Here is a 15,144-nt window from a genome sequence, read left to right on the forward strand (position 1 = left end):
CGAGGTGGGCGGGGGTGTCCCCCGAGTAGTGGACACGGCGTTGGTGTGAAGTGTCCCAGGTTTTGTTCCGTTTGAGTAGATGGGAAAATCTGGAACGTGCCGAGAAAATTTGACCAGGATGCAAAGGACCGTGTGGTCCGTCTCGTGGAGGACCGCATCTTGGCGGAAAATATGTCGATGCACCCCGCGTGCCAGGCAGTAGCTCCAAAGTTGGGGGTTTCATGGCACACGGCTCGTCAATGGACTTAAGCCTGCCCGGCGTGCGGGGAGCATCCCAGAACCTGTGCCTGAAGATTTGGCCGCCGAAAACGCGAGGCTACGTCGTGAAAATCAAGAGCTCCGCGACACTAATGAGTTGTTGAAGGCCGCGTCAGCTTTTTCGCGTCGGAACTCGACCCGAAACGTTAAGAAATGATCCGGTTCATCGATGAAAACCGGAATCGTTTCACTGCCCGAGTTCATCTGCAAGACGTTGAAAAATAACCGGGCTGGTGGGTTTATCACCTCGCGTGGGTATCGCCAGTCCAAGGCTCGCGGGTTAAGTGCTCGTCGACTTCGCGACGGGTGTTCTGGTTGAACGCATTAGTGCTGTTCATCGGGATAATTATGGTGTCTTAGGTGTGCGGAAAATGTGGCATGCTCTTCGCCGTGAAGGAATCGATATCGGTCGTGAACAAACCGCCCGACTGATGCGCCTGGCTGGCGTTTCTGGCAAAGGCAAAGGCGGATCACCGATTACAACCCGAAAAGCTCACGTGCCTGATTTGCGCCCGGATTTGGTCGAGCGTGAATTTAAAGCTCAAGGACCGAATAAGCTGTGGGTGGCTGACATTACCTATGTACGGACACGAAAAGGATTCGTCTACACCGCGTTTGTCACCGACGTCTACTCCCGGCGGATCGTCGGGTGGGCGCTGTCAGATTCGATGCGGACCGAAGCTTTGCCGCTGCAAGCACTCAACCAAGCGATTGTGAGTGCTGAGGAAACAACAGGTCTCATTCACCATTCGGATCACGGCTCGCAGTACGTCAGCGTTGTCTACAACGAGCGACTTACCCGGCACGGCATTACAGCTTCCACCGGAAGTGTTGGTGACTCCTATGATAATGCTCTGGCTGAAAACGTTAACGGCTCCTCATAAGAACGAGCTAGTCCATACTCGCAGGTGGGATGACGTTGTCGAGGTAGAAATTGCGACATTCGAGTGGGTGTCATGGTGGAACGAGGTAAGGCTCCACCAAAGCTTGGGATACCGAACCCCGGTCGAGGTGGAAACCGAATTTTGGAAGAAAAACCCGCCACAGGCAATAATAGAAATCAAGGCAAATGCCTAGGAACAAAACTCGGGGCACTTCATTCCTTGGCGGAGTATGCAATGCCGTTCAGGTGGCTGCACTGCGAATCATCGTGGTGGGAACCGTACCTGATGGGGTGAAGCCCAAAGCCCTTTCTACGATGGGATCGATAAATAGCTCTGCAATGCTTATTGGATACATCATTGGGGCGCCAATCGTAAGTGCCATCGGCCCAGCCGCGGCACTGGCCGTATCCGGAATTGGAACCTCGGTGCTCACAGTAGGACCAGTCCTGAAACACCGTTTGCACTGATGCCCATGCGCGCACCTAGTTGCTGTTTTTCTGCTTTTTCGTGCGCAGCATGTCCATGCTCATTACGGCGCCGATGATGGCTGCGTGTTGTTGCTCGTTGAGGTCTGGCGCGATCCGCAGGAGATACGTGTTTTTACCCATGAAGTAGTTGCCCATGCCGGTCCACTTATTGGAGACATCGGCAAGCTGGCGATCCTGGGAGGTGATGGTGAGGTTCCAATCCCAGAAATCGCCGTGCACTTCGACGTCGGCAAAGCCCTCCATTGTTAATTTCATCTTGGTTTTGAACATGGAGAAGCGCTTGGTGATAACGGCCATGGGCTGTTCAATTCCCGGTAGGTGTACTTCGTAGGTATCCCGCAAAAAATTCGGCGGATCCGAGATCGTCATGACTGTTTGTTGGGGGTTGCCTTCGGCATCCGTGAGTGCGACCTCCAAGCTACGGGAGGGTTTAAACACCATTTCCTTAAGGCTGGTGGATTGCACGATGGTGCCCACTGGGGTCCCGTTGACATCAGAAATCATGAATCGATCCTTGAGGAGGGACTTGGTCTGGGAAATAACCAGCTCGTCGAACGTTTTTAATCCTCCTCCCTAGGGGTGGTTTTTGCTTCTTCCTGTGCTTGGTGGGCCTCTTCGTAGGCCCGTGCGCGGTGGGCGGTCATGGTTTGTGCAAAAGTTTGCACCCAATTCTTATTCTTTTCTGCCAGTGGGCCGGAAGGCTCGGTGACGGTCCAGGTGCCGTCTTCGAAGAGCCAAATAATGTCCCGGGTGTGCGGATCCATGACGTAGAAGGCCCGGCCATCGGTCTTTATGTTGTGGTGGTGTTGGCATAGGCACGCCAGGTTTGCGGGAGTCGTCGGCCCGCCATCCGCGTGGTTGATGCGGTGATCCTTTTGGCACACCGTGGCAGGGCGGTTGCAGCCAGGGTAGCGGCAGGTGCCGTCGAATCCTTCGAGGTAGGCTGCCATATCCGGCGGGGTTACGTATCCCTTTACCTCTTTATCCGGGTTCATTTCTCGGATCTTGGAGTAGGGCAGCGCGTTGGAGTGCGCTGGGTCGAGCCACCCAACGGATTCAATGAATGCGGGGGAGTTGGGGACATCGGTTGCCTTGTAGGCATTCAGGATGACCTGGGGTGCTTCGGTATTGCCGGTGAGGAGGGAAATGGCGGCATCGGCAAGCGAGCAATCCAGCTTGAGCGCAGTCTCCTTGATGCACTTATCTACGCACGCCATTACCGATGGATCCGCGCTCAGCGTCATCGCCGCGGTATTGTTGCCCCAATTCTCCATGGTGTAGCGCGGCTGGGTCGGCCCCTTCTTGACCGCAAGGGTGTCATCTTCGAGGTTGATGAGCTCATTGATCTTTCTTTTAATCTGCGCTTGCGTCCGCATGGACTGGTTGGCGCGGGTGGGAGTGAGGTAGGCGGTGAGCTGCTCATCGATGCGCGCGACTACCTCCGGGGTCGGGTTGCCCAGGCGGTTAAGGGATTTATTGATGGCAATGAGGCGGTCTAAATCTAAGTGATAGAGCTCGTGTTGCAGCTCTTTTAGCTGTGGGAGCTCTTCCAGGCGGTACAGGGCCATCAGGATATGGCCGATTCGCCCTTCATTAACTCCGGTGGTGCGGTAGAGGGATTGGGTGACTAATTCGAAATCAGAATCGAGATCGGGGATCTGTTCAGTCCAGAACTCGTATTCAGTCTTCCGCATTTCAAAAGCTAAGCGTGTAGTGGGGTCTTTGGTGTTGGTCGTGGAAAAGTAGGGATCTTCCATGGCGCTTAAAACCTAAATTTGTTGTGTGAACGTCTGTACGAAAAACACTATAGAACACCCGCCGGACATTCGCCTGTTTTAACGTGTTTTCGCAGGTAGAACTGCATATTCTTCGGTCAGGATAACCAGCTTAAAAGCAAAATTATGTGCTAGCTTGAGGAAGGTATGAGTCAGGAGCAGGACACGCAGGAAGAACCCGGCCGCGCGTGGTGGCAGTGGTGGGCGCCTTTGGCGATGATCGCTAACTTCCTGGTGCTCCCGCCGGCGATTTACCAGGCGGTTTCCGGCACGGTATTGCTCGGCATCATGGGTGGGCTTACCGTGCTTATTGCTTTTATCGATGCCGCCACATTCCGCTACTCATGGACCATCTTCTGGGTTGCGGGCATCGCCTATTTCGCGGCCATGGAGATGTACTTCAACGAGGGGACATGGATTTACCTGCCGGTAGTGGTCCTTTTGGCGTTGGGTGCTAGCAAATTGGGCGCCAAGTTGAGGAAGCGCTGATGGAAATCTGGCGGTTGGATCACCCTGAGGCTGGCCTGCTCGAGGTTGAGCGCGGCTACGATGCCGAGTTCGCTGAGCAGGGCGAATGGCCCAAGGAGCCGAAGGAATTTACGCCGGTGCTTGGCGATGCCCCCTTTATCCACCGCCTCCAGCTCTGGCGCAAGAATCCTGCACCCCGCATGCAGATGGTGGTCAACGGCGAGGTTCGCAGCCGGCACGACAAGCCGCGTGGCGGCCGTTATTCATTGCAGAAGAATCTGGAAAACGATCTCTCATTCAGTGAGAATAGTGCGCCGCGGACTAAGCCTTATGTAGATATCCAAGCCACGCCCTTTGGGGAGATACAGGATGTCTACTACCGCGATGGGGAGGAGGCCGTGGCCTTTGATCCGCCGCCGGGCTCCTTGGGTGAAAAGCGGCGCCGGGCAATGGAAGAAAGCCCCTTCAAGCGCGTGCTGTATCCACTGCTCGGCGGGCTGGGGAAGTCCGGGTGGGCCATCGCGATGATTGTTTTGGCTCCTATTATTAGCCGCATCCTCTCGCGCTTGCTGCCGGATTGGGAGCTGCCAGATGTAGATTTTCCGGAGATTTACCTTCCGCTGCCAAATTTGCCGAACCTGCCGGAGCCACCGCAGATTACCTTGCCCGCGCCGCAGTTTGCGGTGCACTTTGAACCGCCGGAGTGGGTGGTTTTCCTGATGGATTACAGCAGGGTGTGGATGCCTATAGTTATTGCCATCGCCATTGGGGTGATGGCGGTGCGCAATGCAAAGAAATCGGAGGCGAAGAAGAAGGAGTGGCAGAACCATGAAGATTCGCGGCGCGATTGATGCGGAGGGCCGGTGCAAGCATTGGCATTCCCCGCTCGACGTGGTGGCCAATAAGTGCGCGACCTGCGGCGAGTACTTCGCGTGCGCGCTGTGTCATGCGGAGCTGACGGATCATGAGTTTGGGCCCATGCTTGTCGATGCCCCCGCTGCCCTCTGCGGTTCCTGCGGCCTCGAGATGGATTACCGGCTGTATTCTACTGTCGCGGCATGCCCGCAGTGTGGGCATATGTTTAATCCCGGATGCAGTGGGCATGCCGGGATCTACTTTCAGGTCACCGCGTAAAACGGGAGCAGTGTTACTGGTTCAGGCCCAAGAAGCGGTTGACCAGGCTGTGGTAGGCGCGCACGGTGAGGTCGAGGTCCTCGAGGTAGAGGTGCTCATCGTGGCTGTGTAATTGCGAGTTGGCGCTGGCCATATCGCGGCCCTCGGCATGCATCGCGAAACCGTAGGCGTTGCCGCCCTTGCGGCGAGCGAAGCGGAGGTCGGAGCCACCGGTGGCGTGGACGGGGACGACGTCTTTATTGGGGAAGAACTCTTTGGCGGTGGCCTCAATGGTGTGCCAGAGCTCGGTATCGGTGGAGGACTGGGTGGCGTTTTCGGTAATGAGGTGCTCGATTTCTACCTCATTGGCGAGATCGCCCAGTGCGCTGCGGAGGAAATCGTCCAAGTCTTCCTGGGTTTGCCCAGGGAAGGGGCGGATATCCATCTCGAGGTAGGCGTGGGAAGGAAGCACGTTGATGGCTCCGCCTGCGCGCAGGACGGTCTCGGCGATGGTGGTGTGGCTAAAGGCGTGGGCGTAGGCATCGAGGTTGCCGAACTTGGTGTAGTCACCGGTGCCATCGATAAGCTCTTTTTCGGTCTCAGGATCGAACTTGAAGGTGCGGACGAAGCCCTCCCAGATCTCGTTGGAGGCTGTGGGTGGCTCGGCCTCGGCGATGCGGCGGGCGACCTCGCCGATCTTTACGATGGCAAAGTCTTTGCCGTAGGGAGTCGAGCCGTGCCCGGCATCGCCGGTGACGTGGAGGCGGCGCTGGCCAGCACCCTTTTCGCCCACGTTGAAGCCCACCGCGCCGGGCAGGTGGCTACCGCCGGTCTCGGAGAGGCAGTTCTTCCAAGAGAAGGCATCGGGGTGGTTTTCTGCCATCCACCGCACGCCCAGGCCACCGCGGGCCTCTTCATCGGCCATGCCCACGAAGGCGAGCGTTCCGCCGGGGTTGCCGGCGCGCGCTACCTCGCGGGTGACGGCGGCCATGGTGGCGGTAATAAAGAGCATGTCTACGGAACCGCGGCCGTAGAGCTTGCCGTCTTCAATGAGTGCCTCGAAGGGCGGCTTAGTCCACTTGGGTTCGTCGACGGGGACGACATCGGTATGCCCCATAAGGGTGAGGGGCTCCTTGGCGGGATCGCCGGGGACGGTCACCACGATGGACACGCGTCCCGGGTGGGATTCAAAGCGCTCGATGGAGACGTCTTCACCGGCAAAAAAGTTCTCAAGAGTATCGGCATTGCGCACCTCAAAGCCGGAATCCGGGGTGAGGTCGTTTACGCAAGCATTGCGGATGAGTTCTTGGAGGAGTTCGAGGGTGTCATCGTAAAGCGTCATGCCCCTTAGGGTAATCCCGCGAAAAAAATTTTGTGATTTTGGCCAAAGTTGAACGGCGTTCAAGTATGGTTCACTGCATGAGCATCATCGACATCGCCCGTGAGAAAGCTCTGGAGCAAGGCAAAGGCCTTAACCAGGAAGAACTACTACAAGTACTGCAGGTTCCAGATTCCCAGCTGGAAGAAATTGCTGATATCGCCCACCAGACCCGCCTGAAGTGGTGCGGCCCGGACGTATCGGTGGAAGGCATTATCTCCATCAAGACCGGTGGTTGCCCAGAGGATTGCCACTTCTGTTCCCAGTCCGGCCTTTTTGAGTCCCCAGTGCGCGCAGTGCGCCTGAACATCCCTGAACTGGTGGAAGCGGCACAGAAGACCGCCAAGACCGGCGCTACCGAGTTCTGCATCGTCGCTGCGGTGAAGTCCCCGGATGACCGCCTGCTGGACCAGGTGGGCGAGGCCATCGCCGCCATCAATGATGCCGTTGACATCGAGATTTCCTGCTCCCTGGGCACCCTGACCCGCGAGCAGGCACAGCGCCTGAAGGACATGGGCGCACAGCGCTACAACCACAACCTGGAGACCTCCCGCTCCTACTTCCCCAACGTGGTCACTACCCACACCTGGGAAGAGCGCAAGAAGACCCTGGATTACGTGCGCGAGGTAGGCATGGAAGTCTGCTGTGGCGGCATCATCGGCATGGGCGAGTCCCTGGAGCAGCGCGCTGAGTTTGCAGCCCAGCTGGCAGAGATCGATCCGTGCGAGGTTCCGATGAACTTCCTCGACCCTCGACCGGGCACCCCATTCGCTGATCGCCCGCTGGTTCCGCTGGGAGAGGGCCTGCGCGCCGTTGCTGCATTCCGCTTGGCGATGCCCTCCACCACCCTCCGCTTCGCTGGCGGCCGCGAGCTTTCGCTTGGCGATGACGGCACCGAGCGCGGTTTGCTCGGCGGCATCAACGCCATCATTGCCGGCAACTACTTGACCACCTTGGGTCAGGAAATCGAAAAGGATGTGGACATGCTGGGCCGCATCGATCTCCCGATCAAGGCTCTGTAGTGTCCGAGCCGAACTCTGAGTTGGCAACCGCCGTCCTGGCCGGGGACGAGCCAATTTTCCACCCCAATACCGGCAAGCCGATCGAAGAGGTCTTCGCGCTGCACCCCGCCGCAGCCGCCGGCCTCGACGTGCCGCGCTACTGCCAGATCTGCGGCCGCCGCATGGTGGCCCAGGTGCGCCCCGATGGCTGGCACACCAAGTGCTCGCGCCACGGGGAGCTAGATTCCGAGTGGTTATACGTAGAGCAGCTACCAGAGAGCTAGCATTACCAAGATAAGGAGCCGCTGCCGCAAGGCAGGCGGCTCTTTTTTCTATTGAAAAACAGCCGTGAACTGCGGGTAGGTAATCCTACTTGCGAAATTTGGTGCGTCCTACTTTAGAGATTTGGTACTCTCTACTTTAGAGATTTGGTGCGTCCTACTTGCGAAATTTGGTAAATATATGTTTGTTCCTCGGCAGCTCAGTGGATCTATAACGCAGTTAATGAAATGGTTTCCAGTTGTCAGCGTGACGGGGCCGCGGCAGTCTGGGAAGTCGACTCTTCTGAGAGAAATGTTTCCGGACTTGTCATACCTCAATCTTGAGGATCCAAGTATCCGAAGGGTGGCACAAGAAGATCCTGTGGGTTTCCTTTCGAGCCAACGTGGACCGTTGATTATAGATGAGGCTCAATATGCACCGGATCTGTTTTCCGTTGTCCAACTTCGTTCGGATGAAGTGGGAAGCCCTGGGCAATATATCTTATCCGGATCGCAAAATTTCTTGCTTATGGAATCCATAACGCAATCGCTGGCGGGCCGCGTTGGGATCAGTCATTTGTTGCCCTTCGGCCTCATGGAAGCTCGCTCTATATCAGCTGATCTGACCGTTGATGAATTTATGGTTCGTGGTGGATATCCGCGCTTGTACCAGGCTCAAATTCCTCCGGAAATCTATTTTGAAAACTACGTGCAGACTTATCTCCAACGGGATGTGAGTGGGTTACTCAATGTTCGGAATAGTGATAGCTTTTGGCGATTCATTAAGGTTTGTGCGCTGCAAGCTGGAAACTTAATCAACTATTCCGCAATCGCAAATGAGATTGATGTTTCTTTCCAGACGGTAAAAAATTGGGTCTCAATTCTGGAGTCTAGTTTCATCATATTTTCTTTACCCAGCCACCATTCCAATCCCCGGAAGGTGCTTACTAAGACCGCGAAGTTGTATTTCTATGATACTGGTCTGTTGTGCCACCTTCTTGGTATTTCTTCACCAGAAGAACTTTCTGTGCATCCACAGTCAGGTGCAGTGTGTGAAAATATGGTGGTAGCAGAAACCATGAAAACGCATATTCACTCTGGTCGCAAGCCGGATCTACGGTTCTATCGGGATAGTTCTAAAAGAGAAATCGACCTATTGGATTTTACGGGCGGCGATCCTAAGGCTTATGAAATCAAGGCATCGCAGACCTATCATTCCAAATACACGCGTCATCTCGCGACTGTAGGTGAAGAGCTGGAGATCAAACCCGCAAACCGCACAGTGCTATACCGCGGCCAGCATTCCTTCGAAGCGAATGGTGCGCAGGTAGTCCCCGTTGAGCAGTACTTGAAGGCGCTTGATTAGATTGGTGGGTATGGATCCCGCTGTAGCCCATGCTCATCAGTCCGCGCTGCGATCGATTGCGCGCGTCGTGGAGGAGACGGCGCCGCATACGGAGGCGGGGCAGGCTTTGGGGGACATCGCCAAGCAGCTGCGCGACGGGCCGGTGATGGTGCTGACGGGGGCGGGGGTATCGACGGAATCGGGGGTTCCGGATTATCGCGGTCCGGGGGGCTCGCTGAGTAGGCACCGGCCGATGACGTATCAGGAATTTCGCCACGATCCGGCCGCTAGCCATAGGTATTGGGCGCGCAGCTTCGTGGGCTGGCGCGTGATGGATTCCGCGGCACCCAATCGCACGCATTATGCGCTCGTGGAGTTGGAGCGCGCCGGGCTGGTCAATGGCGTGGTGACCCAGAACGTGGATGGCCTGCATAAACGGGCGGGTACGGAGAGACTGGTGACGCTGCACGGTGATATGGAAACCGTGGTGTGCCTGTTGTGTGGTCACTATGAGGATCGCGGGCACTTTGATGCGCGCCTGGCGGCCGCGAACCCGGGATACCTGGAGCGCCTGGTGGTGGAAAGGGACCAAGTTAACCCGGATGGTGACGTGACGCTGGATGAGAAAGACGTTGCGGCATTCCGGATGGCTGGCTGCGAGCGCTGCGGATCGGAGCTGCTCAAACCGGACGTGGTGTATTTTGGCGAGCCCGTGCCAGCCACGCGGCGGGATGCCGCCTTTGCGCTATTGAATGAGGCTAATTCGCTGCTGGTCGCCGGTTCTTCGCTGGCGGTGATGAGCGGTTATCGCTTTGTGCTTGAGGCGAAGAAGCAGGGCAAGCGCGTGGCCGTTATCAATGGCGGGCCAGGCCGCGGGGATAAGAAGGTGGATACGCTGTGGCGCACGCAGGTGGGCCCGGCTTTTGATGCCCTGCTCGATGAGTTGGAGATTTAATCAACGCGGCGTGTGCTCTACCATCCTGAGCAGCGTGCGCACGATGGCGTGCACGCGCCTATCCATGGGCATATCTTCGTGCATGACCACCGCGTGGCGGTCGAAATCTTGGATATAGATATTGCGCACCGCACCTTCAGGTGCGCCCTCTGGGTCGAGGAAGCAGGTTTCGGGCGGGACGACGACGGCATCGGAACGCGTGGCGATGCAGGTGTAGCTCACGCCGGATTCGAGGTCGCCATCGCGGTTGACATCGCGAAGCACCTCGCTGCCTACCACCTGGTCCATGCCGGCGGGGCCAAACCAGCCATCGATAATGGAGCGGATCACCGCCTCTTGGCGTTGGGTGCGAATGAGGCGACTGGCGATGCCCCCGTGGGTCGTCCCATGATTAGGCGCGCTGATGCTCATGAGGTGGACGACCTTTTCGGCGCCGCCGTCCATGCGCATCCAGTACCGCGCGAGCAGTCCGCCCTGGGAGTGGCCTACCAAGATGACCTTTTCTGCTCCGGTGACGGCGAGCACGGTATCGATATACGCGCCGAGCTGCTGCGACGATTCCGGGATGGTCTGCGTGGCGCGGTGACCGTAGTCAGGGGCAAAGACCGCCCAGCCGTCTTGGCGCAAGATATTGCCCATAATTTGCCAGACGCCCTTGGTATCGCAGGTGCCGTGGATCAGGATGACCGGCCAGGGGCGCTCGTCGCTCGGGCGGGCGCCCCAATCGTCTTCGAAAACGCCGCGCGGCTTCGTGCGTGCGCCGAGGGGCAGGGTCCTTGCGGCATCGGCATCGAGGGCGGAATCGCCGGGACTGGACTTGTCCTTTTCGGCCTTGAGGCGGTCAACGATCTCGTCGGCGACGTCATCCTGCAAAGCACTGGCCGCGGCCGGGGAGGCGATGCCAAGGCGTGGCGAATCTTTTTCTTCGGGTGCATCTTCTTCGTTCACGCGCCCGAATTTGAGGAGTTGTTCAGAAATAATGCTTTTCAACTCTGCAAGAGATTCGACAGCCATGCCTTCCAATCATACGCGTTAATGCAGGTAAATGGCCTCTTTAGAAAAGTTGAAGAAATTTATGGAGAAAGCCCTTGACCTCACGCCATAATCTTTGTAAACTTAGGCTTGCCTAATCACGGGCGGTGCTTACGGCGTAGGGCGCTCCACTCCTTGCCGCTAAGTGCCAGAGATTAGTCATGGGGAGAGGGCCCGCCGATGCGCAGTCGGCGGGCCTTCGTTTATGCCTCGGGAGGGTTAGTCGTCGAAGCAGGCGGCGGGTGCTTCATCCTCACGCGGGGGAATGGGAAGATCAACGGGAAATTCACGGCTGGCGGCAAAAAGCTCCACCCCAATATTAGTGGCAGGCATAGAGCTAACGATACCAAGTGGGTGTTCCGGATTCAGAGCTGGAAAAGACTCAGCTGCCGTGCTGCTCGGTCCCCGCTAAACTCGCGGTTATGACCGATCTGCAGCATGTCCACTCCGTAGATGAAGCGGTGACTCGCTTAATTGAGCATTATGAAACCTCGTGCGAGATGGCGCGCGAGGCTCTTGCCTCCGGCACCCTCGATGATTATCGCCATGTGGTTTATCCCAAGGTGACCGTGGAGATCCGTAAATGGCAGCCGATCGACCGCTCCGAGCCCTTTGGCTATGTGGACGAGGCCGGCAAGTATTCTGCGGTCGTCTCCAAGCCGCACATCATCCGAGAGTACTTGCACGAGCAGCTGACGCGGCTGACCAATAACTATCCGTGCGATATCTTCGTGGGCCAATCGGATGAGCGCATTCCGCCGGAATACATCAAAGATGCCCCGGCGGCGCCGCAGGAACGCGGCCCCATTCCGCGCCCGACCTTGGATGAGGTCAACGATGCGATTATTGATGGCGAGTGGGATGCCTTCCACGGCGAAGAAAAGCCGCTATTTCACTTCGGGGCGCAGCGCTTCGATATTGCCTGTGCGCGCATCGAGCACTACACCGGCGTCGAGGTCGATACGGTGCAGAAATACATTCTGTTTACCAATTACGCGATGCATACCACGGAATTCGTGAAATTCGGCCTGCGCGAGCTGACCAAGGAGGATTCGCGGTATACGGCGCTGGTATTGCCCAATGGGGAGACCATTCACCCTAATGATGCGGTGGACCTCGACCTAGATGGGCTGACGCTGACCTCGCGCTTTCAGATGCCCCGGTTCGATCTCATTACCGCGGGCGGCGATGGCATCACGATGATCAATATCGGGGTGGGGCCATCGAATGCGAAGACCATTACGGACTGCTTGGCCGTGCTGCGGCCGGAGGCCTGGATCATGATTGGCCACTGCGCCGGCATGGATGGGCGCATGCGCATCGGTGACCTGATCTTGGGCAATGCCTACGAGCGCCACGACCACATCTTGGACCGGCAGGTGGTTTCTTCCACACCGATTCCGGCCATTCCAGAGGTCCAGCGCATGCTGGAGGCGGCCGTGGATGAGGTCTACGGTAGCGATAATTCGCTCATGCGCACCGGCACGGTGCTATCGACCGATGACCGCGATTGGGAGTGGCGCACCAGCCGGGATCTGTGGGAGTGGTTGCGCACTTCTACCGCGGTGGCGGTGGACATGGAATCGTGCGCCTTGGCGGCGAATGGGTACCGCTACCGCGTGCCTTATGGCACGCTGCTGTCCGTGTCGGATCTGCCGCTGCACGCCGTGCCGAAGCTGCCGGCGCAGGCCCAGGCGTTTTATTCCAACTCCAAGGAAGCCCACGTCATGTGCGCGGTGCGCGCGGTGGAACAGCTGGCAGAAAATCCGGAGCGCCTGCGCACTCGCAAGCTGCGGCGGACGCTGGGAGAGGTTCCTTTCCGGTAGCTGCTTTCCCTTGGCAGGTATCGCTAGTTAAACTACAAAGAAAGCCCATGACGCAAAAGGAGCCGCGCAATCGTGACTGAGAATTGGATCCACCCGGACCGGGAGAACCTCACTTGGGAAGTCTTCGGCGAAGCGAGCCGGAATCTTTCGGAGCAAATCGTGGAATCCGGCTGGTTTCCTGACTTGATCGTGGGCGTTGCCCGCGGCGGCCTGATCCCGGCCGGTGCCATTGGTTATGCCATCGGGGTCAAGGCCATGGGCGCTATCAACGTGGAGTTCTACACCGATATTGGCCAGACCTTGGATGAGCCAATCATCTTGTCCCCGCAGTTGGATACGGATTCCCTCAAGGGCAAGAAGGTGCTCGTCGTTGATGACGTGGCCGATTCCGGCAAGACCTTGGATCTGGTGGTGAACTTCTTGGAAGAAACTGCCGATGAGGTGCGTTCCGCTGTGGTCTATACCAAGCCGAAGACCATCTTTGAGCCGGATTATTCGTGGAAGAAGACGGATAAGTGGATCAACTTTGCTTGGTCGGTGCTGCCGGTCATCACGGCGGATGGCTCCTTTCAGGAAGGCTCGTAGTAGCTACTAGTATGTGCAGGCGTGATTAACGAGCAGCCTGCACCCACCGGCGTCATCGCCAGTTTCCGCTTTGCCTTTTCCTCACGTGCGCGTTTGCGCAAGGAGGTGCTCGGCGGACTGGCGGTGGCGCTTGCTTTGATCCCGGAAGTTTTAAGCTTTTCTATTCTCGCCGGCCTCGACCCGCGGGTGGGGCTGTATTCCTCGGTGATTATGGCGATGGCCATCGCCTTTACCGGCGGGCGCCCCGCCATGATTTCCGCGGCGGCCGGCGCGGTTGCCCTGGTGGTGGCCCCGCTCGCGCACGAGTATGGGCATGATTATGTGGTGGCGGCAGTGCTTGCGGCCGGTATCATCCAGGTGCTGTTGGCGTGGGTGGGCATCGCCAAGCTCATGCGCTTTATCCCGCGTTCGGTGATGACGGGATTCGTCAATGCGCTGGGCATAATGATGTTTACCGCGCAGCTGCCGCACCTTATTGATGTCCCTTGGATGGTCTATGTGCTGGTGGCCATTGGCCTGGCCATCATGATCATTTTGCCGCGGTTTACCCAGGCAATTCCGGCGCCGTTGGTGACCATCGTGGTGGTAAGCATCATCGCCGTCGCGGCGGGGTGGAAGGTGCCGGATGTGGCGGACCAGGGCGAGCTGCCCACGACGCTGCCGGGCCTTTTCATTCCGGATATTCCGTGGAACCTGGAGACCCTGCAGATCATTGCGCCCTACGCCTTTGGGATGGCGCTGGTGGGCCTCATGGAATCGCTGCTTACGGCGAAGCTTGTCGATGACATTACGGATACCCACTCCGATAAGACCCGCGAATCCTTTGGCCAGGGCATTGGCAATATATTGGCCGCGGCGATTGGCGGCATGGGCGTGTGCGCAATGATTGGCCAGACCATGATCGGCGTCAAGGTCTCCCAGGCCCGCACGCGCTTGTCGACGTTCCTCGCCGGCGCCTTCCTCCTCGTGCTGTGCCTGCTTTTCGGCGAGGCGGTAGGCCGCATTCCGATGGCCGCGCTGGTCGCGGTGATGATCCTCGTGGCGGCGACGACGGTCAATTGGCATTCCATCCGCCCGCGCACGCTCAAGCTGATGCCGCTTTCTGAAATCCTCGTCATGCTGCTGACGGTCGCGGGCACGCTGGCCACGCATAACCTGGCGGTAGGAGTGGTCTTAGGCGTGGTGGCTGCATCGATTGGCTTTGCCCGCCGGGTGGCGCACCTCGTGGAGGTTGAGTTGGTAGATGGATATACCTACGTGGTGCATGGCCAGCTCTTCTTCGCCTCCTCGAATGATTTGGTTTACGCCTTTGATTACACGCTTGATACGGACTTCGTGGTGGTGGACCTTTCCGATGCCGAGGTCTGGGATGCCTCGACGGTGGCGACGCTGGATGCGGTGCAGAAAAAGTACGCGGATCGCGGCATTGAGGTGGAGTTTCGGGGCCTCGATGGGGCGAGCGCGCAGCGCCTGGAGCGCCTGAGTGGGCAACTGGGTGATTAATATCACATTGCGAGCGTGATGTGCGTAAGCGTACCGGCTGAGAAGCGTTGGATGGAGTGGACTAGCGCGGCGAGATTGACCGTTTAGGGCAATGACCTCGAACTATTAGGCGATATTAACTTCGTGCCGTGGAGCAGCTTTGTCTTAACTAACTTAGGTGATCCAACCTGAAAAATGCCCCTGAGGTGCGGGTTTGATTAAGCATACCTTGCTAGACGGGAGATTTTATTTGGGTATTGTAGTGCCTACAACCAATTAATTGATTCCTACAGA

17 protein-coding genes and 1 pseudogene are annotated in these 15,144 nt (G+C 57.7%); 13 read left to right on the plus strand and 5 right to left on the minus strand.

Annotated features, from left to right (window positions below; all coding sequences use genetic code 11):
• The first annotated feature begins 50 nt into the window (after positions 1-50).
• The 3 genes and pseudogenes from EL217_RS11280 to EL217_RS11430 all read left to right on the plus strand — a co-directional run bounded on the left by EL217_RS11280 (position 51) and on the right by EL217_RS11430 (position 1,335).
• A pseudogene (locus EL217_RS11280) lies at positions 51-249 on the plus strand (hypothetical protein).
• A 293-nt stretch (positions 250-542) separates the two neighbouring features.
• Entirely contained in the window at positions 543-1,142 is a 600-nt protein-coding gene (locus EL217_RS00275) for an IS3 family transposase (RefSeq protein WP_126317948.1), read from the plus strand.
• Positions 1,108-1,335 (plus strand): integrase core domain-containing protein, encoded by a 228-nt coding sequence (locus EL217_RS11430; protein ID WP_172596688.1) that lies wholly within the window; start codon positions 1,108-1,110, stop codon positions 1,333-1,335. The genes EL217_RS00275 and EL217_RS11430 overlap by 35 nt, the downstream gene beginning before the upstream one ends.
• Before the next feature lie 48 nt (positions 1,336-1,383).
• Here EL217_RS11430 and EL217_RS11190 read toward each other — a convergent pair whose 3' ends face one another.
• Genes EL217_RS11190 through EL217_RS00295 form a run of 3 tightly spaced genes read right to left on the minus strand, consistent with a single transcriptional unit; the run spans position 1,384 to position 3,324 of the window.
• A complete protein-coding gene (locus EL217_RS11190; RefSeq protein WP_005276134.1) occupies positions 1,384-1,575 on the minus strand; it encodes a hypothetical protein in 192 nt (63 codons plus the stop codon).
• 49 nt (positions 1,576-1,624) lie between these two features.
• The gene (locus EL217_RS00290; RefSeq protein ID WP_232018317.1) at positions 1,625-2,134 is read right to left on the minus strand and encodes an LURP-one-related/scramblase family protein; all 510 of its coding nucleotides are present in this window, start codon (positions 2,132-2,134) and stop codon (positions 1,625-1,627) included.
• A 56-nt stretch (positions 2,135-2,190) separates the two neighbouring features.
• On the minus strand, positions 2,191-3,324 hold the full coding sequence (locus EL217_RS00295) for an HNH endonuclease signature motif containing protein (RefSeq protein WP_232018319.1): 1,134 nt from the start codon (positions 3,322-3,324) through the stop codon (positions 2,191-2,193).
• A gap of 228 nt (positions 3,325-3,552) precedes the next feature.
• Between EL217_RS00295 and EL217_RS00300 the strand changes: the two genes are divergently transcribed.
• Genes EL217_RS00300 through EL217_RS00310 form a run of 3 tightly spaced genes read left to right on the plus strand, consistent with a single transcriptional unit; the run spans position 3,553 to position 5,007 of the window.
• On the plus strand, positions 3,553-3,894 hold the full coding sequence (locus tag EL217_RS00300; protein WP_005276146.1) for a hypothetical protein: 342 nt from the start codon (positions 3,553-3,555) through the stop codon (positions 3,892-3,894).
• Complete coding sequence (locus EL217_RS00305) at positions 3,894-4,724, plus strand: hypothetical protein (RefSeq protein ID WP_005276150.1); 831 nt, start codon at positions 3,894-3,896, stop codon at positions 4,722-4,724. Before EL217_RS00300 ends, EL217_RS00305 begins: the two co-directional genes overlap by 1 nt.
• Positions 4,702-5,007, plus strand: a complete 306-nt coding sequence (locus EL217_RS00310; RefSeq protein WP_126317956.1) for a CHY zinc finger protein — start codon at positions 4,702-4,704, stop codon at positions 5,005-5,007. Before EL217_RS00305 ends, EL217_RS00310 begins: the two co-directional genes overlap by 23 nt.
• Before the next feature lie 13 nt (positions 5,008-5,020).
• Here EL217_RS00310 and EL217_RS00315 read toward each other — a convergent pair whose 3' ends face one another.
• The gene (locus EL217_RS00315; protein WP_126317957.1) at positions 5,021-6,328 is read right to left on the minus strand and encodes a M20/M25/M40 family metallo-hydrolase; all 1,308 of its coding nucleotides are present in this window, start codon (positions 6,326-6,328) and stop codon (positions 5,021-5,023) included.
• Positions 6,329-6,405: 77 nt separating this feature from the next.
• Here EL217_RS00315 and bioB point away from each other — a divergent pair, with 77 nt between their 5' ends.
• From bioB to EL217_RS00335, 4 genes are all read left to right on the plus strand, one after another.
• Positions 6,406-7,386, plus strand: a complete 981-nt coding sequence (gene bioB / locus EL217_RS00320; protein WP_005276160.1) for a biotin synthase BioB — start codon at positions 6,406-6,408, stop codon at positions 7,384-7,386.
• Positions 7,386-7,649: a hypothetical protein gene (locus tag EL217_RS00325; RefSeq protein WP_023028069.1), complete on the plus strand. Its 264-nt coding sequence runs from the start codon at positions 7,386-7,388 to the stop codon at positions 7,647-7,649. The genes bioB and EL217_RS00325 overlap by 1 nt, the downstream gene beginning before the upstream one ends.
• A 289-nt stretch (positions 7,650-7,938) precedes the next feature.
• Positions 7,939-8,991 carry an ATP-binding protein gene (locus EL217_RS00330; protein WP_232018417.1) on the plus strand — a complete coding sequence of 351 codons (1,053 nt, stop codon included), beginning with the start codon at positions 7,939-7,941 and terminating at the stop codon, positions 8,989-8,991.
• Positions 8,992-9,001: 10 nt separating this feature from the next.
• The gene (locus EL217_RS00335) at positions 9,002-9,925 is read left to right on the plus strand and encodes a Sir2 family NAD-dependent protein deacetylase (RefSeq protein ID WP_126317959.1); all 924 of its coding nucleotides are present in this window, start codon (positions 9,002-9,004) and stop codon (positions 9,923-9,925) included.
• Here the strand turns inward: EL217_RS00335 and EL217_RS00340 are convergent, their stop codons facing one another.
• Positions 9,926-10,939, minus strand: coding sequence for an esterase/lipase family protein (locus tag EL217_RS00340; protein ID WP_005276173.1), 1,014 nt, complete (start codon positions 10,937-10,939; stop codon positions 9,926-9,928).
• A gap of 440 nt (positions 10,940-11,379) precedes the next feature.
• On the opposite strand from EL217_RS00340, the gene amn reads away from it, so the two are divergent.
• The 3 genes from amn (at position 11,380) to EL217_RS00355 (ending at position 14,871) form a co-directional block, all read left to right on the plus strand.
• Positions 11,380-12,783 (plus strand): AMP nucleosidase, encoded by a 1,404-nt coding sequence (gene amn / locus EL217_RS00345; RefSeq protein WP_126317961.1) that lies wholly within the window; start codon positions 11,380-11,382, stop codon positions 12,781-12,783.
• A 72-nt stretch (positions 12,784-12,855) separates the two neighbouring features.
• The gene (locus tag EL217_RS00350) at positions 12,856-13,368 is read left to right on the plus strand and encodes a phosphoribosyltransferase (RefSeq protein WP_005276176.1); all 513 of its coding nucleotides are present in this window, start codon (positions 12,856-12,858) and stop codon (positions 13,366-13,368) included.
• A 21-nt stretch (positions 13,369-13,389) separates the two neighbouring features.
• A complete protein-coding gene (locus EL217_RS00355) occupies positions 13,390-14,871 on the plus strand; it encodes a SulP family inorganic anion transporter (RefSeq protein ID WP_126317963.1) in 1,482 nt (493 codons plus the stop codon).
• Positions 14,872-15,144 lie beyond the last annotated feature (273 nt).

The organism is Corynebacterium segmentosum, assembly GCF_900637825.1.
Classification (GTDB): Bacteria; Actinomycetota; Actinomycetes; order Mycobacteriales; family Mycobacteriaceae; genus Corynebacterium; species Corynebacterium accolens.

Excerpts from the sequence above, each read along its gene's own strand:
- EL217_RS11430 (WP_172596688.1), top strand. The coding sequence starts at position 1,108 with ATGCTCTGGCTGAAAACGTTAACGGCTCCTCATAAGAACGAGCTAGTC.
- EL217_RS00290 (WP_232018317.1), bottom strand. The coding sequence starts at position 2,134 with ATGATTTCTGATGTCAACGGGACCCCAGTGGGCACCATCGTGCAATCC.
- EL217_RS00295 (WP_232018319.1), bottom strand. The coding sequence starts at position 3,324 with ATGCGGAAGACTGAATACGAGTTCTGGACTGAACAGATCCCCGATCTC.
- EL217_RS00300 (WP_005276146.1), top strand. The coding sequence starts at position 3,553 with ATGAGTCAGGAGCAGGACACGCAGGAAGAACCCGGCCGCGCGTGGTGG.
- EL217_RS00305 (WP_005276150.1), top strand. The coding sequence starts at position 3,894 with ATGGAAATCTGGCGGTTGGATCACCCTGAGGCTGGCCTGCTCGAGGTT.
- EL217_RS00310 (WP_126317956.1), top strand. The coding sequence starts at position 4,702 with ATGAAGATTCGCGGCGCGATTGATGCGGAGGGCCGGTGCAAGCATTGG.
- EL217_RS00315 (WP_126317957.1), bottom strand. The coding sequence starts at position 6,328 with ATGACGCTTTACGATGACACCCTCGAACTCCTCCAAGAACTCATCCGC.
- bioB (WP_005276160.1), top strand. The coding sequence starts at position 6,406 with ATGAGCATCATCGACATCGCCCGTGAGAAAGCTCTGGAGCAAGGCAAA.
- EL217_RS00330 (WP_232018417.1), top strand. The coding sequence starts at position 7,939 with ATGTTTCCGGACTTGTCATACCTCAATCTTGAGGATCCAAGTATCCGA.
- EL217_RS00335 (WP_126317959.1), top strand. The coding sequence starts at position 9,002 with ATGGATCCCGCTGTAGCCCATGCTCATCAGTCCGCGCTGCGATCGATT.
- EL217_RS00340 (WP_005276173.1), bottom strand. The coding sequence starts at position 10,939 with ATGGCTGTCGAATCTCTTGCAGAGTTGAAAAGCATTATTTCTGAACAA.
- amn (WP_126317961.1), top strand. The coding sequence starts at position 11,380 with ATGACCGATCTGCAGCATGTCCACTCCGTAGATGAAGCGGTGACTCGC.